Origin of the sequence: Nevskia soli DSM 19509 (assembly GCF_000711955.1) — a bacterium.
GTDB lineage: Bacteria > Pseudomonadota > Gammaproteobacteria > Nevskiales > Nevskiaceae > Nevskia > Nevskia soli.
Map to the genome: position 1 here is coordinate 17,360 of NZ_JONR01000025.1, position 16,568 is coordinate 33,927.

13 protein-coding genes are annotated in these 16,568 nt (G+C 66.3%); 1 reads left to right on the forward strand and 12 read right to left on the reverse strand.

Annotated features, from left to right (window positions below):
* Positions 1 to 14: 14 nt before the first annotated feature.
* The 7 genes from BP26_RS0113870 to hutU form a co-directional block, all read right to left on the reverse strand.
* A complete protein-coding gene (locus BP26_RS0113870; protein WP_169740715.1) occupies positions 15 to 2,624 on the reverse strand; it encodes a DUF1302 domain-containing protein in 2,610 nt (869 codons plus the stop codon).
* A gap of 183 nt (positions 2,625 to 2,807) precedes the next feature.
* Positions 2,808 to 3,815, reverse strand: coding sequence for a CE1 family esterase (locus tag BP26_RS27680; RefSeq protein WP_169740716.1), 1,008 nt, complete (start codon positions 3,813 to 3,815; stop codon positions 2,808 to 2,810).
* 17 nt (positions 3,816 to 3,832) lie between these two features.
* On the reverse strand, positions 3,833 to 4,639 hold the full coding sequence (gene hutG / locus BP26_RS0113880; protein ID WP_029921178.1) for an N-formylglutamate deformylase: 807 nt from the start codon (positions 4,637 to 4,639) through the stop codon (positions 3,833 to 3,835).
* Complete coding sequence (gene hutI / locus BP26_RS0113885; protein ID WP_051748981.1) at positions 4,636 to 5,820, reverse strand: imidazolonepropionase; 1,185 nt, start codon at positions 5,818 to 5,820, stop codon at positions 4,636 to 4,638. Before hutI ends, hutG begins: the two co-directional genes overlap by 4 nt.
* A gap of 64 nt (positions 5,821 to 5,884) precedes the next feature.
* Complete coding sequence (locus tag BP26_RS0113890) at positions 5,885 to 7,261, reverse strand: formimidoylglutamate deiminase (RefSeq protein WP_029921180.1); 1,377 nt, start codon at positions 7,259 to 7,261, stop codon at positions 5,885 to 5,887.
* A gap of 44 nt (positions 7,262 to 7,305) precedes the next feature.
* Entirely contained in the window at positions 7,306 to 8,829 is a 1,524-nt protein-coding gene (gene hutH / locus BP26_RS0113895; protein WP_211254922.1) for a histidine ammonia-lyase, read from the reverse strand.
* Between the two features lie 10 nt (positions 8,830 to 8,839).
* Positions 8,840 to 10,525, reverse strand: coding sequence for a urocanate hydratase (gene hutU, locus BP26_RS0113900; protein ID WP_084183093.1), 1,686 nt, complete (start codon positions 10,523 to 10,525; stop codon positions 8,840 to 8,842).
* An 85-nt stretch (positions 10,526 to 10,610) separates the two neighbouring features.
* Between hutU and hutC the strand changes: the two genes are divergently transcribed.
* Positions 10,611 to 11,363 carry a histidine utilization transcriptional repressor HutC gene (gene hutC, locus BP26_RS0113905; protein ID WP_051748970.1) on the forward strand — a complete coding sequence of 251 codons (753 nt, stop codon included), beginning with the start codon at positions 10,611 to 10,613 and terminating at the stop codon, positions 11,361 to 11,363.
* 11 nt (positions 11,364 to 11,374) lie between these two features.
* On the opposite strand, the gene BP26_RS26730 is transcribed toward hutC, so the two are convergent.
* The 5 genes from BP26_RS26730 to trpB all read right to left on the reverse strand — a co-directional run bounded on the left by BP26_RS26730 (position 11,375) and on the right by trpB (position 16,556).
* Positions 11,375 to 12,268, reverse strand: a complete 894-nt coding sequence (locus BP26_RS26730) for an SPOR domain-containing protein (protein ID WP_036516917.1) — start codon at positions 12,266 to 12,268, stop codon at positions 11,375 to 11,377.
* A 22-nt stretch (positions 12,269 to 12,290) separates the two neighbouring features.
* The gene (folC, locus tag BP26_RS0113915; RefSeq protein WP_029921184.1) at positions 12,291 to 13,553 is read right to left on the reverse strand and encodes a bifunctional tetrahydrofolate synthase/dihydrofolate synthase; all 1,263 of its coding nucleotides are present in this window, start codon (positions 13,551 to 13,553) and stop codon (positions 12,291 to 12,293) included.
* A 99-nt stretch (positions 13,554 to 13,652) separates the two neighbouring features.
* Positions 13,653 to 14,522, reverse strand: coding sequence for an acetyl-CoA carboxylase, carboxyltransferase subunit beta (accD, locus tag BP26_RS0113920; RefSeq protein ID WP_029921185.1), 870 nt, complete (start codon positions 14,520 to 14,522; stop codon positions 13,653 to 13,655).
* A gap of 19 nt (positions 14,523 to 14,541) precedes the next feature.
* The gene (gene trpA, locus BP26_RS0113925; protein WP_029921186.1) at positions 14,542 to 15,348 is read right to left on the reverse strand and encodes a tryptophan synthase subunit alpha; all 807 of its coding nucleotides are present in this window, start codon (positions 15,346 to 15,348) and stop codon (positions 14,542 to 14,544) included.
* 2 nt (positions 15,349 to 15,350) lie between these two features.
* The gene (gene trpB / locus BP26_RS0113930; protein ID WP_029921187.1) at positions 15,351 to 16,556 is read right to left on the reverse strand and encodes a tryptophan synthase subunit beta; all 1,206 of its coding nucleotides are present in this window, start codon (positions 16,554 to 16,556) and stop codon (positions 15,351 to 15,353) included.
* Positions 16,557 to 16,568 lie beyond the last annotated feature (12 nt).

The following is a 16,568-nucleotide window of genomic DNA, read 5'->3' on the forward strand; positions in this document are numbered from 1 at the left end:
TCTGTCATTCTGACTCAGAACTGGTACTTGATGAACGCCTGCGCGAAATCACGATCCGACAAGGTGTTGTAAGCACCCCCGCCCCAGTACCAGGCATACCCCAGGCTGAGCGACAGCGCCTGCTTGTAGCGGAACTCGTAGACCATGTTGACCAGCTTGCGCCCCTTGACGAAGTTGCCGGCGGGGCCGGGCGAGATGCCGCCCACGTCCTGTGAGAACAGGATGAAGGGCTTGAGCGTGACGTTGGGCACGATCTGCTCGTAGCTGAGCAGGCCGATGACGCGATATCCCCAGGAGAACGCTCGTGGATAGCCGGCGTGATCCTGCTGATGCGGATTGAAGCGTACGCCGTCCGGACCATACGAGCAGTCCGGGATGTTGGAGCAGCCCATGCGCGAACCATCCGAACCGGAACCGTCGGCGCCGGCGGTGGGCGCCGATGTCGAATTCGGCCCCTCCAGCACCAGCCGGTCGTAGGAAGGTAGGAACGGCACATATTCCGCGCCCAGCTCGTAGACCAGGATGATCTGGTCGGCGCCGATCGGATTGTCGGTGGCGCCGAGCACCTTGGTGGCGCCCAGGTTGAACTGGAAGTCCTGCATCCGCTCGTAGCCCTGGATGTAGCAGGGACTGCTTTTGTCGTAGGCGTAGTACGGATGCTGGAAGGTGTTGAAGCCGTACTGCGCATCTTCTGCGGTTCCCGGCTTTGGGTAGCAGGGCGTGTTGTTTCCCACCACGCCGCCGCGGTACGGGACGATGAAGTTGGGGAAATAGCGCTGCGAGCCGGTGGCGTGGCCGACCACGAGGTTGAAGGTATCGTTGGTGTATGGCCGGCCGCTGCTGTTCACCGCGTCGCTCTGGCCGTAGGTCATGGTCTGGCCGTCCGGCCCCAGGCCGATGCCGCCGACGCCGAGCGCGCCCAGCAGCCCGGTGCCCTCGCAGTTGGTGCCGGGCTGGCCGCAGCGCGTCCCCTGGGCGCCGAGCGCGGCGAAGGCCAGGTCATGCGCATCCACCTGCATCGGCTTGTTCGGGCGGTACGCCACCTCGCCTTGGATGGAATAGCTGCCGACCGTGGTGTTGAAGCTGGCACCGATCAGATGGATGTCTTCCGGGTACTCCAGCATGAAGCGCACGCTCTGCACATTGAGCGCGCTGGAAGTCGCCTTGCGCGGATCGCCGGAAGAGAACAGCGGGAAGTTCGGGCAATCCAGCATCAGCGAGCTTATATCGGTGGCGTTGTTGCCGCGGGCATTGCCCTCGGCGCGGCCGCAGCTCGGATAGCCGGAGAACAGGCTCGCGTACGGCAGGCGCGAGTGATAATTCTCGTAGTACAGCGAGACGTCGGTGCCGTTGTTGAGGTTCTCGAAGTAGTAATCGAGCTTGACGCCATATTGCCCTGAAGTGCGCGGCTCCAGGTCCGGCACGCGGTTGATGGTGATGCAGGTCGGCGTCAGGCCGGTGAGGATGTTGTCGCCCAGCTTGCCCAGGCAATCGGGATCCTCCGCCGCCTGGCCGAAGCTGGCGTTGAGCGTCTTGCCGGTATTGTTGGTGCCGACATTGATGTCGGAAAAATAAGTCCCGGGCGTCGGCGCCTCGATCGGCTTCCACTCCAGCTGGTAGAACGCCTCGGCGGTGAAATTCTCGAAGGGGCTGAAGCCCAGGTCGATCATGTTCACCGGCACGAAATCTTCCTCGACCTGGTTGCCGACACGGTAGAAGTTGTTGGCGTTGACCGGGTTGGCCGAGTTGATGCTGTTCAACACCAGTGTCGTGCTCTCGCCCCAGTTCACCAGCTGGCGGCCGATCTTGAAGGTCAGGTCATGGTCCGCCCACAACGGCAGCTTGCCGAAGAAGTAGGTATCCAGGTATTGCAGGTTGGTGCCGGCCTGCGCCAGCACCTCGCCGTCGGTGCGCTTGCTGCGCACCACCCCGCCCTTGCCATAAAACCTGCCGCACACCGCGCTCGGATTCGGTACCAGCGAAGGCAGGCCGGCCCCATTGAGAATCGGATCGACCAGGTTGGTGATGGGCTGCAGCAGATTGCTCAAAGGGCCGGCCAGGCTGGAGCAGGGGCCGCCCACCAGGCCGTTCAAGGTCGGCAGCGTAGTACCGACCCGCCCCACCTGGTTCACGTTCTGCGCCGTGATCTCGTTGGGATGCTTCTCGGTGAAATCGTTGTTGACGAAATCATAGAAATACAGGGCTCGCGCAAAAATGCCGAAGTTGCCGTAGGTCAGCGTGAGGTCCGAAGTCACCTTGGCCGGCGCCTGGAAGAATTCACCTTTGTGGCCATAGTTCAGGTCGCCCCGATCGCCGTTGGCGCCAAACGATCCCGGCGCCGCCGTCAGGTGCGCCGCAGGAAAGGTCTGCGTGCGGAACAGGCCCTGGCAACTCTGGTAGGGAAAAGTGCATACATCGGGATTGAGGTCGCCCTTGGAGATCAGGTGCTCGCTCGGATTCTGCATGCGGATGCCGACGCCGGCGGTGAGCGTGGTGTTGAGTACCCCGTTCACCTTGTCATGGACGAACAGCGGCTCGAAGCTGAAGTCGAGCGCCCAGGCTCGGGGTGTGCATAGGGCCACGCACAGCAGGCCCATTGCCACGCCCCAACGGACAGCACCCACGCCCAGTGTTCCGGATCGCATGGTTCAGCCTCCCCCTCGCGCGGCGGGTCATCCCGCCGCTTTGTTTTATCCGCCGATGCAACAATCAGGTAACTTGAATTACCGACATCAATACGGTTAATTTTTCAACACAATACAGGGGGTTTTGGCCAGCGTCACCCCCCGTATGGCGGGGGGCCGGGATCAACGATCCGCTGGCGCTACAGCGGCTTGCGGCTTTGCGCCATGCCGCGGATGGGCGGCGAAGAAGCTCCAGATTTCGGTGGTGTCGTCGAAAGACCGGCTCATCGGACCGGCGACGGATTCCTTCAAGCCGTCCGGCAGGCTGCCCGCCCAGTGATGGCCGAGGTCGTTCACCGTCACCGCCTGCACTTCATTGCCACCGTCGCAGTCCTTCCATGCTTCGCGCAACACCTGTGGATTGGGCTGCGCCGTCTGCGCCTCGCCGGTGCAATGCAGATCCCGCACCCAGCCGGCCGTGTTGGCAGCCACCGGCGGCTGGTCCGGCCGGTCGCCCCAGGGGGTTATGCCTTTGCCGCCTTCGTACGGCACGACCGGATCGCGCCGGCCATAAACCAGCAGGACGGAAAGCGGATTGCGCGGCGCCACGTTCTGCGCGCGCAGGCTGCCCACCGCGGCAATCGCGGCGAAGCGCTCGCTCAGTTCCACGCCCAGGCGCTGCACCATGCCGCCGCCGCTGGAAAAGCCGGTGGCATAGACGCGATTCGGATCGATGGTATAGCGCTTGGCCAGTTCGTCGAGCACGGCGCGGGTATAGGCGACATCGTCGTTCTTCAGGATGCTGTCCTGCTGCACGCCCGGATCGCCGCTGTTCCAGATGCGGGGATTCAACTTGAAGTTGACCGGAAACCACAGCCGCGGCGGTCGCGCCTCCAGGCCGACCAGGATGAAGCCGTTCAGATCCGAAGCTTCGATCCAGCGGTACATGGCGAGGGTCTCGAGCGCATCGCCGCCCGCCCCGTGCAACACCAGCACCAACGGCCACGGCGCCGCCCGGCTGCCGCTGGGAAAATGCACGAAGTAATTGCGGCCGGTGTCCTGCACCTCGATGAAGGAGCGCTGCGCAATCGGTGTTTCGACGCGACGGTCATCGCTCCAGGCAATGCCGGTGCTGGACAAGACGGCATATAACGAGCCCCCCAGCAGGGCGCGACGCATTCCGTTCAACATGCCACGCGATCTGCCCATCACGCACCCCCACGCCAGGCCAGCAGGCTTTCCACCAGTCGCCGCAACACGTCCACCAGGGCCCGCGCACGCTGCGGTTCCCAGGCAAAAGGCGCGGCCTCGTCCATGTAGCAGGATTGTCCCATTTCCAGCTGCAGGGCCTGCACGCCTTCAGCCGGGTTCCCATAGTGGCGCGTGATGTAGCCGCCTTTGAAACGCCCATTGCAGATCGCACTCAAACCACCGGCTGATTGCAATACATTCATGGCCGCAGCTTGCAAAGCAGGATCACAACTCGCGCCCGCCGCGGTGCCGAGGTTGAGGTCCGGCAGGCGCCCGTCGAAGAAACGCGGCACCTGCGAACGGATCGAATGCCCATCGAGCAGGATGGCATAGCCATGCCGGGCCTTGATCTGCGCCAGCGTCGCGGCCAGGGTCTGGTGATACGGCGTCCAGTAACGCTCGCGGCGCAGCGTGATCTGCTCCGCGTCCGGCGCCTGGCCAGGGAGGTACAGATCCTCGTTGGCGAAACTGCGCGTCGGGCAAAGCTCGGTATTGTCCGCGCCCGGATACAGCGCCGCGTCGCCGGGATCGCGGTTGAGATCGGCGACATAGCGCGAGTGCGTGGCCACCATCAGGCCCGCGCCCAGCTGCAGCGCGAACTGGTACAGCAGGTGCACATGCCAGTCCGTATCCGGCACCGTCTGCGCGATCATGCTCATGCCCTGCCGCAGTTGCGGCGGGACGTAGGTGCCGGCGTGCGGCACATTGATCAGCAGCGGCGTACTGCCGGGCACCAGGGTGAAGAGTCGGTCGTTCGGATTCATGCGGACACCGGGGCAACGGTCCCGGCATAGTAACGGCCGACGCAGGGATTTGCGCCGAAGGCGTAAGCCAGCTCCGCCGGGCGTTCGATCTCCCACAGCGCCAGATCGGCGCGCAAACCCGGCGCGATGCGCCCGGCTTCCCGCTGCAAGCCCAGCGCCCGCGCGGCATGGCGCGTCACCCCGGCCAGGGCTTCGGCCGGCGTCAGCCGGAACAGGGTGCAAGCCAGGTTGAGCATCAATAGCAGCGAGGTGCAGGGCGAGGTGCCCGGATTGCAGTCCGTGGCCAGCGCCATCGGCACGTCCCGCTCGCGCAAGGCTGCGATCGGCGGCAGCTTCGTTTCGCGCAGGAAGTAATAGGCACCGGGGAGCAGCACCGCCGTCGTGCCGGCCCGCGCCATCGCCTCGACCGATGCCCGCGAGCTGTATTCCAGGTGATCGGCCGACAGCGCCCCATGCTGCGCCGCAAGGCCGGCGCCGCCGAGGTCGGACAGCTGGTCGGCATGCAGCTTCACCGGCAGGCCCAGCGCGCGCGCCTTGTCGAATAAGCGTGTGGTCTGTTCGGGTGTGAAGCCGATGCCTTCGCAGAACGCATCGACCGCATCGGCCAGGCCGGCCGCATGGATCGCGGGCAGCATCTCCTCGCACACCAGCGAGATGTAGTCGTCGGCGCGTCCCGCGTATTCCGGCGGCAGCGCATGCGCGCCGAGGAAGGTGGTTTTCACTTCCGTGGCGCAGGCCAGGCCCAGTTGCCGCGCCACGCGCAGGATGCGAGTCTCGGTCACGGTGTCGAGGCCGTAGCCCGACTTGATCTCCACCGTGGTGACGCCTTCGGCCATCAACGCGGCAAGACGCCGGCTGCTCTGCCGCAGCAGTTCCTGCTCGCTCGCCGCGCGCGTCGCCCGCACGGTGGAGACGATGCCGCCCCCGGCCCTGGCAATCTCTTCATAGCTGACGCCCTGCAGGCGCTGTTCGAACTCGCCGGCACGGCTGCCGGCATAGACCAGGTGGGTGTGGCAGTCGATCAGCCCCGGCGTCAGCCAGCCGCCGCGACAATCGTGCTCGATGCGCGCGCACCAACCGCCCGGAAGTTCGGCACGCCGCCCAACCCAGGCGATGCGTCCGTCCAGTGCAGCCACCGCGCCATCCTCGATGATGCCGTAGCCGTCACCGCCGGCATTCATGGTCGCCAGACGGGCATTGAGCCAGATCGCGTCCCAGTGATTCACGTAGAAGGCCTGTTAACGCTCAGTTTAGAAGGCGCTTCATCACGGCGCGATAACGCTTCAGGCTGGCTTCACCCTGCGCATGCACGCCGTCACGCACCTGCCACTGTCCCGCCACCATCACATCGCGCACCGGTGCCCGCACCGGCCCGAAGATGGCCGCATCGAGCAGGCCATCGCCGCTCTGCTCCGCCAGCGCCGGATCGTCTCCATTGAGCACCACCCAGTCGGCTCGGAAGCCCTCGGCCAGCTGGCCGATGTTCTGCCCCAGCGCCTGCGCGCCGCCGGCACAGGTACCGCGATAGAGCTGGCCGCCGAGCGAGTCGCCTATGGCCAGGGCGAGCACGTTGCGCCGTTCCAGCTTGAGGCGCTGGCCGTATTCGAACAGGCGCAGCTCCAGGAAAGGATCGACCGCCGCATGGCTGTCGCCGCCGATGCCGATCTTGCCGCTGGCGCGCAGGTACGAAGCCGCATTGAAGAAGCCATCGCCGAGGTCGCCCTCGGTGGTCGGGCACAGGCCGGCCACCGCGCCGGAGCGCGCCAGCCCCTTGGTCTCGTTGGCGTCCATGTGCGTGGCATGCACCACGCACCAGCGCGCATCGAGTTGCATCTGGTCCAGCAGCCAGGCTACCGGGCGCGTGCCGCTCCAGCTGAGGCAGTCGTCCACCTCCTTCTGCTGCTCGGCGGCATGGATATGGATCGGCGCACGTGCATCGATGCGCTCCATCGCCGCCACCACCGCCTTCAGTTCTTCCGGCGTCACCGCGCGCAGGGAATGCGGCGCGACGCCGATGCGCTGTGAGGGATCGGCCTGTACGGTCTTGGCCAGCGATTCCAGGATGCGGCCGAAGCCGTCGAGCGAGTTGATGAAGCGCCGCTGCCCCGGGGTCGGCTCGACGCCGCCGAAATTGCCGTGCGCATAGAACACCGGCAGCAGGGTCAGGGCCATGCCGCTGTGGCGCGCCGCCGCCGCGATGCGCTCGCCGACCTCGGCAAGGTTGGCGTAGGGCTGGCCTTTCGGATCGTGATGCAGGTAGTGAAACTCCGCCGCCGTCGTATAGCCGGCGCGCAGCATCTCGATATAGAGCTGCGTCGCGATGACTTCGACGTCGTCCGGCGTCAGGTTCTCGAGGAAGCCGTACATCAGCTTGCGCCAGGACCAGAAGCTGTCGCCCTGCGGGCCGCCCTTCTCCGTCAGGCCGGCCATGGCGCGCTGGAAGGCGTGCGAATGCAGATTCGGCATGCCGGGAATCACCGGCCCGCGCAGGCGCTCGGCATCACCGGCCGCCGCGCGCGGTGTGGCCCTGGCGATCAGGCCGTCGGGCCCCACTTCGAACAGGACATCGCGGGCCCAGCCCGCGGGCAGCATTGCGGCTTCTGCGAAATAGCTTTTTGTCATTGTTGTAGTCCTCTCCTCCAGCGGATCAGGCGTTCGCGCGGGGCTCAGGCGAACGACGGCAGTATGCTCCCGACCATTCCGGTCAGCTTGCCCTCTCCGAGGAACCGTGTCACGGCCTCGATGTCCGGCGCGAAGTAACGATCCTCGGCGTAGAACGGCACGCGCCCGCGCACCAGCGCCTGCACGTCGAGCAGCACGGGGGAGGTTTCCAGCGGGGCGTGGAAATCGATACCCTGCGCCGCCGCCAGCAGCTCGATGCCGACGATGCAGCGCGTATTCGCCGCCATCTCCAGCAGGCGCCGCGCGGCGAAGGTGGCCATGCTGACATGGTCCTCCTGGTTGGCCGAGGTCGGCAGGCTGTCGACGCTGGCCGGATGTGCCAGCGACTTGTTCTCCGAAGCCAGCGCCGCCGCGGTAACGTGCGCCATCATGAAGCCTGAATTGAGCCCCGGCTCCCTCACCAGGAACGGCGGCAGACCGGACAGGGTGGCGTCGATCAGCAGCGCGATGCGCCGCTCGGACAGCGCGCCGATCTCGGCGATGGCCAGCGCCAGCGTGTCGGCCGCCAGGGCCACCGGCTCGGCGTGGAAGTTGCCGCCGGACAGCACTTCCCCGGTGTCGGTGAACACCAGCGGGTTGTCGGTCACCGCGTTGGCCTCGATGGTCAGCGTCGCGGCGACGTTGCGGATCAGGTCCAGGCAGGCGCCCATCACCTGCGGCTGGCAGCGCAGGCTGTAGGGATCCTGCACGCGGTCGTCGTTGACCAGGTGCGAGCGGCGGATCTCGCTGCCGCTGAGCAGCTTGCGGTACTTCGCCGCCACGTCGATCTGCCCCGGCTGGCCGCGCACCTCGTGAATCCGTGGATCGAAAGGTGCATCGCTGCCGCGCGCCGCGTCGACCGACAGCGCGCCGGCCACCACCGCCGCCGCGAACAGATCCTCGGCCTCGAACAGTCCGCGCAACGCCAAAGCGGTGGAAACCTGGGTACCGTTGAGCAGGGCCAGGCCTTCCTTCGCCGCCAGCGTCAGCGGCTGCAGGCCGGCACCGGCCAGGCCTTCGCGCGCCGGCATCAGCTTGCCGCCGACACGAACCTCACCCTCGCCCATCAGCGCCAGCGTCATATGCGCCAGCGGCGCCAGGTCACCGGAAGCACCGACCGAACCCTTGGACGGAATGCAGGGATACACCCCGGCGTTATACAGGGCCAGCAGGGCCTCGATCACCGACGGCCGCACGCCGGAGTAGCCGCGCGCCAGGCTGGCCGCCTTCAGCGCCAGGATCAGTCCCACCGTGGCGTCGTCGAGCAGAGCGCCAATACCCACCGCGTGCGAACGCACCAGGTTGGCCTGCAGTTGTTCCAGCTGCGAATCCGGTATATGCGTCTTGGCCAGCTTGCCGAAGCCGGTATTGATGCCGTAGGCCGGCGCACCTTGAGCCACCACCGAATGCACCGTGGCGGCGGAAGCGAGAATCGCCGCGTCGGCGGCAGGATCGATCGTCAGCTTCAGACCACCTGCGGCGATGTGACGAATTTCAGACAGGCTCAACCGGCCGGGTTTGATCTGCATGGAATCGTTCTTAGTCATTGATCATCGGCAGCTTGAGGTTGTTTTGTTTCGCGCAGTCGATGGCGATATCGTAGCCCGCATCCGCATGACGCATCACCCCGCTCGCGGGGTCGTTGTTCAGAACGCGCCCGATGCGCTTCGCCGCTTCCGGCGTGCCGTCGCAGACGATGACCATGCCGGCATGCTGCGAGAAACCCATGCCGACGCCGCCGCCATGGTGCAGCGATACCCAGGTGGCGCCGCTGGCGCAGTTGAGCAGGGCATTGAGCAAGGCCCAGTCGGACACCGCATCCGAACCATCCTTCATCGCCTCGGTCTCGCGATTGGGGCTGGCCACCGAACCGGAATCCAGGTGGTCGCGCCCGATCACCACCGGTGCCTTCAGCTCGCCCTTCGCCACCATCTCGTTGAATGCGAGGCCGACGCGGGCGCGATCGCCCAACCCGATCCAGCAGATGCGTGCCGGCAGGCCCTGGAACTTGATGCGCTGCTGCGCCATGTCCAGCCAGTTGTGCAGGTGCGCGTTGTCCGGCAGCAACTCCTTCACCTTCGCGTCGGTGCGGCGGATGTCCTCCGGATCGCCCGACAGCGCCGCCCAGCGGAACGGCCCGATGCCGCGGCAGAACAGCGGACGGATGTACGCCGGCACGAAGCCCGGAAAGTCGAAGGCATTCTTGACGCCCTGCTCCAGCGCCATCTGGCGGATGTTGTTGCCGTAGTCCACCGTCGGGATGCCCAGGGCGTGGAAGCCAAGCATGGCCCGCACCTGCACCGCCATCGAAGCCTTGGCTGCCTGCACCACGCCGGCGGGATCGGTGCCGCGCCGCTGCGCCGCCTGTTCCAGCGTCCAGCCGGCCGGCAGGTAGCCGTTGAGCGGATCGTGCGCGCTGGTCTGGTCGGTCACCAGGTCCGGCCGCGCGCGCGCGTCACCGGCCTGCGCACGCTCGAGCAGCTCCGGAAACACTTCCGCCGCATTGCCCAGGAGGCCGACCGATACCGCCTTGCCGGCGGCATGCGCCTCGGCAATCATGGCCAGTGCGTCGTCGAGCGTAGCCGCCTGCCGGTCCAGGTAACGCGTATCCAGCCGCATCTGGATGCGGCGCGGTTCGCACTCCACCGCCAGCATCGAGGCGCCGGCCATGGTCGCCGCCAGCGGCTGCGCCCCGCCCATGCCGCCGAGGCCGCCGGTGAGAATCCATTTGCCTTTGAGCGAGCCGCCGAAATGCTGGCGCCCCGCTTCGACGAAGGTCTCGTAGGTGCCCTGCACGATGCCCTGGCTGCCGATATAGATCCACGAGCCGGCCGTCATCTGGCCGTACATCATCAGGCCCTTGGCATCGAGCTCGTGGAAGTGCTCCCAGGTGGCCCAGTGCGGCACCAGGTTGGAATTGGCGATCAGCACGCGCGGCGCATCGGCATGGGTGCGGAACACGCCCACCGGCTTGCCCGACTGGATCAGCAGGGTCTCGTCGTCTTCCAGCTTGTGCAAGGCTTCGACGATCCGGTCGTAGCATTCCCAGTTGCGCGCGGCGCGGCCGATGCCGCCGTAGACGATCAGGTCTTCCGGCTTCTCAGCCACTTCCGGATCGAGATTGTTCATCAGCATGCGCAAGGGGGCTTCGGTCAGCCAGGACTTCGCATGCAAGATGCTGCCGCGATGGGCGCGGATCACGCCGGGTCTGTGCATGGTGCTCATGGGATAGCGGCTCCGTCTGTGATCGGGGTCGGTCAGCGGCCCCCGCTTGATGCCATATGTATATACATATTAAAGTGCAGGGGCAATGACCGCAACGACCCTCGCAATGGATGGCCCCGAACTCGACGGCGACGGCCCGCTGTGGCTGCAGATCCGGCGGGCGCTGGCGCAGCCGATCGTGGACGGAAGCTGGCCGCCCGGCACCAAGATCCCGGCCGAAACCGAGCTGACCGAACGCTACGGCACCTCGCGCATGACCATCAACAAGGCCCTGCACAGCCTGGCGCACGATGGCCTGGTGGAGCGCCGCCGCAAGCGCGGCACCATCGTCGCCGACCGCGCGCAGCAGCACCCGGTGTTCGAAATCTGGGATGTGGCGGAGGAAGTGCGGCGCGCCGGCGCCATCTATGCCTTCAATGTCTACGAGAGGGATATCGTCGGCGTGGACAGCGAGCATGGCCGCTTCACCGGCGTTGGCGCGGAAACACGCCTGCTGTGGCTGCTGGTCGAGCACTTCTCCAACGGCCAGCCGGTACAACTGGAGGAGCGGCTGATCAACCTGGACGCCATTCCGAAAGCCGCGAAGGAATCGTTCCGGAAGGCTGCTCCCAGCGAGTGGCTGCTCAAGCACGTGCCCTGGACGCAGGCGGAGCACGCCATCCTGGCACGCGAAGCCAGGGGCAGGACCGCGAAGCTGCTGCAACTGCGTCCCGGCAGTGCCTGCCTGGTGGTGGAACGCCAGACCTGGGACGGCGCCACGCCGCTTACCTTCGCGCGGTTATGGCATCCGGGTGAGCATCACCGCCTGGTGGGACGCTTCGAGCCGCGGAAGTACTGACCCCTCTGTCATCAATGCTTGACCGAAGCGGCTTCCGACAGCACACGCGCCTGCGGATAGCCCTGGTGCGAGACCTTGTCGAGTGCCTGCTGCGCTACCGCTTCGCTCGGAAACGGCCCCAGGCGCACACGGTATAGCGCGCTTCCGGAAGCGCTGGTGATCTGCTTCGATTCGCCGCGGGCGCCGATGTTCTGCAGCAGGTTCAGCGTGGTCTGCGCATTGCCCTGGTCGGCGAAGCTGCCGATCTGCACGTACCAGAGCTTGGCCTGGGCCGGCGCGGAACTGACGATGGGCGCCGGCGGAGTCGGCACCGCGGCGAGCTTGGGCGCGGCCGGAACCGGGGGCGGCGGGGTTGCGGGCTTGGGTGACGGCGCGGGAACCGCGGTGGGCTTGTTCATCGGCGGCAGGGACTGCGTCAATTTCAGCGCCGGCGGCTTGGACTCCACCTTGGGCTCGGGTTTGGCCGCGGGTTTGGCTTCGGCCTTGACCTCGGGCTTGACGCTTTCCGCCAGCTTCGGCAACGGCGGCTTGACGGCGGCGGGCGGCGGCAGCGAAGGAGCAGCCGTCGGCTTCGGCGCCGACGGAGCAGCGGGAGCACCCAGGGGCGGTGCCGAGGAATCGACCGCGCTGACCGACTCGGGCATTGCGCCGGCACGCGCCGGCGCGGCCGTTACCGAGGCGGCGGGCGGCGGCGCGGTCGCGTTTGCGTCTTCCGACACGGCAGGTTCCGACGCAGGCGCGGATGCCGCGGCATCCAGGCCATTCGCGGTCAGCGGCAAGGTGGTGCTGGGCACGCCCTTCTCGCCGGATTCGGGCCAGTTGTCCGGCAGCAGCAGGGACAGTGCGAAGACCAGCACCAGCAGGACCAGCAGGCCAATCAGGCGACGCTTCAGGGTATCGTTCATTTACTTCGTCGGAAAACAGACATCAAAAGAGCGGGCTCGCCACCGCGGCGACGGTGAGAAACGAGCCGCACACCAGGATGCGATCGTCCGGCCCCGCCAGCGACTGCGCCACCCGGTAGGCCTCGGCGATGTCGCTCACCGCATGTCCGTTCAGACCGGCTGTGGCCGCCCTTTGTTGCAAGGCCGCGCCATCCAGGCCGCGCGGCGGCGGCAGGCCGCCGAACACCGCACCCCGCACCAGCGGCGCCAGCACCGCGCAAACCGCTTCCACCGGCTTGTCGGCAAGCATGCCCAGCACCAGCCAGGTCCTGCCTGCTCCACTCTCGCCCCGCAGATTATCCGCCAGAACCTCCGCCGATTCGACATTGTGCGCGACGTCGAGGATGGTATTGCCCACGCGCTGGTAGCGCCCGGCGAGCGACATGGCCGGCAAGGCGGCACGAATCGCCGCCTCGTTCACCGGCAGCAGTGCCTGTAAAGCCGTCACCGCGGCCAGCACCCCGGCTGCATTGCGGTATTGCACCTCCCCGCTCAATGCGGGCGCCGGCAAGCCAGAATAAGCAACGCTGCCACGCCAGTTCCAGCTATGGTCAGCGTTCAGCGAGAACGAGAAATCGCGGCCGGCCAGCGCCAGCGGCGCACCGATGGCAGCGGCATGATCCAGCAGCCGCCGTGGCGGTAAATCGTCGGCATATATCGCAGGCTTGCCGCCGCGCATGATGCCCGCCTTCTCGAACCCGATGCTGTCGCGGTCCGGCCCCAGCCAGTCGGTGTGATCCAGGCCGATATTGGTGACCAGGGCGCAATCGGCATCGACGATGTTCACTGCGTCGAGCCGCCCGCCCAGTCCCACTTCCAGCACCTGCACGTCCAGCGCCGCTTCGTGGAACAGCCACAGCGCGGCGAGCGTGCCGAATTCGAAATAAGTCAGCGGAATTTCCGCGCGCGCGACCTCGATTGCCGCAAAGGCCCGGCACAGCACCTCATCGGAAACCTCGACGCCGTCGATGGCCACGCGTTCGTTGTAGCGCAGCAGATGCGGCGAGGTGAAGCGCCCGACCTTGTACCCGGCCGCCTGATAAATACCCGCGGCAAGCGTGACGCTGGAACCCTTGCCGTTGGTGCCGGCAACCGTCAGCGTGACGGTCTGCGCCGGCAACAGGCCCAGCCGCAGTGCGACCGCGCGCGTGCGGTCCAGGCCCAGTTCGATGGCGTTGGGGTGGGTGCGTTCCTGGTAGGCGAGCCAGTCGGCGAGCGGGCTATTCGCTGATGGAACGGCGGTCACTTGCTTGTTTCAACGGCCAGAGACGAGACAACTCCAAACAAAGCCCGCTTGTTTCAACAGTCCACGCCACGGATGGCGTGGTGCTTGTCATGGATGACATCAATGCGCAACGGCTGGTGCAAAATGCGTCAGCATCGCCAGCAAGCGATGGATCTTCTCGCGCATCTCGCGCCGGTCGACGATCATGTCGACCGCGCCTTTCTCCAGCAGGAACTCGGCGCGCTGGAAACCTTCCGGCAGCTTCTGCCGCACCGTCTGCTCGATCACGCGCGGGCCGGCGAAGCCGATCAGGGCCTTGGGCTCGACCACGTTGATGTCGCCCAGCATCGCCAGGCTGGCGGACACGCCGCCCATGGTCGGATGCGTCATCACCGAGATGAACGGCAGGCCGCGTTCGGCCAGCTTGGCCAGGGCCGCGCTGGTCTTGGCCATCTGCATCAGCGAGAACAGCGACTCCTGCATGCGCGCGCCGCCGCTGGCGGAGAAGCACACCATGGGAATGCCGTGCTCCAGGCTGGCGTTGACGCCGCGCACGAACTTCTCGCCGACCACGCTGCCCATCGAGCCGCCCATGAAGCCGAACTCGAAGGCGGCGGTAACCAGCGGCAGGCCCATCAACTGGCCGCGCATCACGATCAGCGCATCCTCCTCCTCGGTATCCTCGCGCGCCTCGATCAGGCGGTCGGTGTACTTGCGCGTGTCCTTGAACTTGAGCGGATCGGTGGCCCGCACCTTCGGCGCGATCTCCACCCGCGGCTCGGCGTCGAGGAAATGATTGAGCCTTGCACGCGCCGTGATGACGCGATGCGCGCCGCACTTCGGACACACTTCCAGGGTGCGCTCCAGCTCGGCCCGGTACAGCACCGAGTGGCAGCTGTCGCACTTCATCCACAGGCCTTCCGGCACGCTCTTCTTGCGTACGCCGCCGGTCAGCAGTTTCGATCCCGAGATTTTTTCGAGCCAGCTCATGGATGTGCCTACCTATAGCCTATAGCTTGTCGAGCGCCGCGCGAATGGCGCCCAGTTGTTGGGTCAGAAGGCCCGGCAATACCGCAGGCTCATTCTGGTGTTTTTCGATCTGCGATACCAGTGCGCTGCCCACCACCACCGCGTCGGCCACGCGGCCGACCTTGGCGGCCGACTCGGCGTCGCGGATGCCGAAGCCCACCGCCACCGGCAACTTGGTGTGCTGGCGGATCTCGGCCAGCTTGGCCTCGACGCTGCCGATATCCAGCGTCGCCGCCCCGGTCACGCCCTTGAGCGAGACGTAATAGAGATAGCCGCTGGCCTGCTCGGCGATGGCGGCGATCCGCGCCGCCGAGCTGGTCGGCGCCAGCAGGAAGATGCAGTCCAGGCCTGCCGCGCGGAAGATCGGCGCGATTTCCGGCGCTTCCTCCACCGCGAGGTCCACCACCAGCACGCCGTCGACGCCGGCCTGGCCGGCGCGCTTTGCAAATGCCTCGAAGCCGCGGGCTTCGATGGGGTTGAGATAGCCCATCAGCACCACCGGCGTGGTGTTGTTGGTGGTGCGGAATTCCGCCACCATCTCCAGCACCTGCCACAGGCTGGTGCCGTGGACCAGGGCCCGCTCACAGGCCAGCTGGATCACCGGGCCATCGGCCATCGGGTCGGAGAACGGCACGCCGACTTCGATCACGTCCGCCCCGCCCTTCACCAGCGCATGCATCAGCGCCACGGTGTGCTTCGGATGCGGATCGCCCGCGGTGATGTACGGCACCAGCGCCTTGCGGCCGCCCGCCCTCAAAGAATCAAACACACCTTTAATTCGGCTCATGCTTATTTCAACAACTCGATGCCTTCGCGCTTGGCGATGGTGAAGATGTCCTTGTCGCCGCGGCCGGAAATGTTGATCACCATGGCCTCGTCGCGCCGCATCTGCGGCGCCAGTTTCTTGCCGTAAGCCACCGCATGCGCCGATTCCAGCGCGGGAATGATGCCTTCGATACGGGTCAGCTCATGGAACGCGGCCAGCGCCTCGTCATCGGTGACGGAGACATAGCTGACGCGCCCGCTGTCCTTGAGCCAGGAATGTTCCGGGCCCACGCCGGGATAATCCAGGCCGGCGGAGATCGAGTGCGTGCCGAGGATCTGCCCGTTCTCGTCTTCCATGATGTAGGTGCGGTTGCCATGCAACACGCCAGGCTTGCCGGCGGATAGCGGCGCTGCGTGCTGTCCGGTGGCAATGCCGAGGCCGCCGGCCTCGACGCCGTACATCTTCACCGAGGGGTACGACAGCAGCGGATGGAACAGGCCGATGGCGTTGGAGCCGCCGCCGACGCAAGCCACCAGCGCATCCGGCAGGCGGCCGAACAGGTCCTGCGACTGCTTGATCACTTCGCGGCCGACTACCGCATTGAAATCGCGCACCAGCATCGGATACGGATGCGGCCCGGCCACGGTGCCGATGATGTAGAAGGTGTCGTCGACGTTGGTGACCCAGTCGCGCAGGGCCTCGTTCATCGCATCCTTCAGGGTCCGCGTGCCGCTGGTCACCGGCCGCACTTCGGCGCCGAGCAGCTTCATGCGGTAGACATTGGGCGATTGCCGCTCGATGTCGTCCGAACCCATGAATACCACGCACTTCAGGCCCAGCCGCGCCGCCACGGTGGCGCTGGCCACGCCGTGCTGGCCGGCGCCGGTTTCGGCGATGATGCGGGTCTTGCCCAGGTGCTTGGCCAGCAGCGCCTGGCCGACGGTGTTGTTGATCTTGTGCGCGCCGGTGTGATTCAGGTCCTCGCGCTTGAGGTAGATCTGCGCCCCGCCCCAGATCTTCGTCAGCCGCTCCGCCGGATACAGCGGCGAGGGACGGCCCACATAATAGGCGAGATCCCGGTCCAGTTCGGCACGAAACGCGCTGTCGGTCTTGAGGCGGTTGTACGCCTCTTCGAGCTGGCGCAGCGGTTCCATCAGGGTTTCCGCGACGAAGCGGCCGCCGTAAGGGCCGAAGTGGCCGCGGGCGTCAGGCAGATTCTGGTTGCTCATCAAGTACTTGCT

Excerpts from the sequence above, each read along its gene's own strand:
- hutH (WP_211254922.1), bottom strand. The coding sequence starts at position 8,829 with ATGCAGATCAAACCCGGCCGGTTGAGCCTGTCTGAAATTCGTCACATC.
- BP26_RS26730 (WP_036516917.1), bottom strand. The coding sequence starts at position 12,268 with ATGAACGATACCCTGAAGCGTCGCCTGATTGGCCTGCTGGTCCTGCTG.
- BP26_RS27680 (WP_169740716.1), bottom strand. The coding sequence starts at position 3,815 with ATGTTGAACGGAATGCGTCGCGCCCTGCTGGGGGGCTCGTTATATGCC.
- accD (WP_029921185.1), bottom strand. The coding sequence starts at position 14,522 with ATGAGCTGGCTCGAAAAAATCTCGGGATCGAAACTGCTGACCGGCGGC.
- BP26_RS0113890 (WP_029921180.1), bottom strand. The coding sequence starts at position 7,261 with ATGACAAAAAGCTATTTCGCAGAAGCCGCAATGCTGCCCGCGGGCTGG.
- trpB (WP_029921187.1), bottom strand. The coding sequence starts at position 16,556 with ATGAGCAACCAGAATCTGCCTGACGCCCGCGGCCACTTCGGCCCTTAC.
- hutG (WP_029921178.1), bottom strand. The coding sequence starts at position 4,639 with ATGAATCCGAACGACCGACTCTTCACCCTGGTGCCCGGCAGTACGCCG.
- hutU (WP_084183093.1), bottom strand. The coding sequence starts at position 10,525 with ATGAGCACCATGCACAGACCCGGCGTGATCCGCGCCCATCGCGGCAGC.
- trpA (WP_029921186.1), bottom strand. The coding sequence starts at position 15,348 with ATGAGCCGAATTAAAGGTGTGTTTGATTCTTTGAGGGCGGGCGGCCGC.
- hutC (WP_051748970.1), top strand. The coding sequence starts at position 10,611 with ATGACCGCAACGACCCTCGCAATGGATGGCCCCGAACTCGACGGCGAC.
- hutI (WP_051748981.1), bottom strand. The coding sequence starts at position 5,820 with ATGAATGCCGGCGGTGACGGCTACGGCATCATCGAGGATGGCGCGGTG.